The organism is Bacteroidota bacterium (assembly GCA_034723125.1).
Classification (GTDB): Bacteria; Bacteroidota; Bacteroidia; order CAILMK01; family JAAYUY01; genus JAYEOP01.
This window is the reverse complement of the sequence record JAYEOP010000434.1, coordinates 1-2,116: the sequence shown is the minus strand read 5'-3', so window position 1 is coordinate 2,116 and position 2,116 is coordinate 1. Positions and strand designations below refer to the sequence as shown.

Here is a 2,116-nt window from a genome sequence, read left to right as displayed (position 1 = left end):
TAAAAATTTTAAAATAATCGCTTATCTTGTTACAGGTGATTTGAAATTTTATATGTTAAATCCTAACATAAATTGACACAATGAAAAACTTAAATTACCCACTCATTTTTAGAAAGAACCAAAAAAGATTAGCCATAAAAGCTCTAAGACTCAAAAAATCACCAAAAAATAAATCTTCGTGTTCCTTTGTGTCCTTGTGCCTTAGTGGCAAGAAAAAAGATTAGTCATAAAAGCTCTAAGACTCAAAGAATCACCAAAAAATAAATCTTCGTGTTCCTTTGTGTCCTTGTGCCTTAGTGGCAAGAAAAAAGATTAGCCATAAAAGCTCTAAGACTCAAAGAATCACCAAAAAATAAATCTTCGTGTTCCTTTGTGCTTTCCTGCCTTAGTGGCAAATAAAAAAGCCAAGTACTATATTTATTCTTTTATCAAATAAAGATTTTGAAGTATGAAAATTTTTACTTACATTTGTTAGTTATTTAAAATTGGATTTATTTTTTTAACTACTTTAATTTATTATTGTTATGAAAAAAATTATATTGTTATCACTACTTATTGGAATTTTCGGATCATTATATTCCAAAGATATTTCAATTAAAATTAATAATGAAAACGAATTTGATGTTCAATTATTCGTTGGCACCATCGCATTTGAAGATAACGAATATTCAAATGATAACATAGTAAAGCAACGAAAGAAACTAAATATAGAATCATCAGGAAGACGACCAATCAAAAAAGGCAGAAGCAAGAATGTAAGCTTGCGAGAATTAAACAGGAATGATGTAATTATTGTTTTCGGTTTATTTGAAGGCGGTGGCAGAACAGAGGTTTACAGATATCTTGTAAAAGACGTATCTGATGTTATCTATATAACCTTCAAAACCGTAAAGCTATATCGTCCCAGAGGTTCGTACTATCCTTTTGTTAATCGCTTAAAAAAAACAAACGACATTGACTCTACAACCTCAATAACTAATACTGAAATAACAGGATGTTTTGTTTTTTACAACGTTTCTAAATTTAACAAAGATGAAGTGCATATATTTAGACCAACTATTAAAACAGATATTGAAAAAACATCACATTCAATAGAACCAATTACCATCCCTATCAAAAAAAATGCTTCCCTTCCTTTTCTTTGTGGTAATAAATTAGTAAATAGATTACCGGAAGAAACCGATGTTACATGCCGAGAAGTTAAATTTACAGGTTATGAAAAAATTGTTGAAAACTTTGGAGAAAATCCATTACAATTTATCACTTTAAATTTTATCAACAGCCAACAATTGGTAGTAAAACATAAAGGAAGCACATATCTCGACCTTTTCAACTCATGTGAAAAATCGGATAAAGATAAAATAATGAATAAATTCAAAAAGTGTATAGATGAACGTAACAATTACTCTTTTCATTTATATTATATTTCATCAATACATTTAATAGATTCAATAACTTTAATTGAGCAAACAATTAAAAAAATAAAAGAGGAAGAATTGCTAATTGATAATGATATTGTTTCAAAAAAAGGATGCTTTAGAGCCACAGGAAAAACAAAGGTTTTATTATCAGAAGCCAATCATGTAAAAGATATAATGTCAATTGATATTACACCAATACTATATTTCAATGTTGCCAAGCAAGGATCATTTAAACCAACATATTATGAAGCATCAAATTACCTTGAAATTTACCGCAAAATTGGAGCATTCATCGAGCTACCTGCATTGGATGAAGAAATCAGAATTATTAGCGACCCTGCAAATACAATTGAAAAATTAAAAGAATTATTTAATGACCCAAAGATTTTCGAAACCATTAGTAAGAGAATTTGTAGTGGCATTGCCGATCCACTACCGTTAAATGTAATAAGTGCAGCATCAGATAAATTGGGGGAATAGAGATGCAGGATGCAAGATGCAGGATACAGGATGCAAGATGCAGGATGCAAGATGCAGGATGCAAGATACAGGATGCAAGATACAGGATGCAAGATGCAGGATGCAAGATGCAGGATGCAAGATACAGGATGCAAGATACAGGATGCAAGATACAGGATGCAAGATACAGGATGCAAGATACAGGATGCAAGATACAGGATGCAAGATACAGGATG

The 2,116-nt window shown here is 30.7% G+C and carries 2 protein-coding genes; both read left to right on the top strand.

From position 1 onward, the window contains the following. The first annotated feature begins 524 nt into the window (after window positions 1-524). Complete coding sequence (locus tag U9R42_11590; GenBank protein ID MEA3496667.1) at window positions 525-1,901, top strand: hypothetical protein; 1,377 nt, start codon at window positions 525-527, stop codon at window positions 1,899-1,901. Next, on the top strand, window positions 1,873-2,116 hold a 244-nt coding region (locus tag U9R42_11585; protein ID MEA3496666.1), incomplete at its 3' end, for an AraC family transcriptional regulator. The genes U9R42_11590 and U9R42_11585, both read left to right, overlap by 29 nt.

What these genes read in the sequence shown, in the direction of transcription:
- U9R42_11590 (MEA3496667.1), top strand. Translation starts at nt 525, where the DNA reads ATGAAAAAAATTATATTGTTATCACTACTTATTGGAATTTTCGGATCA.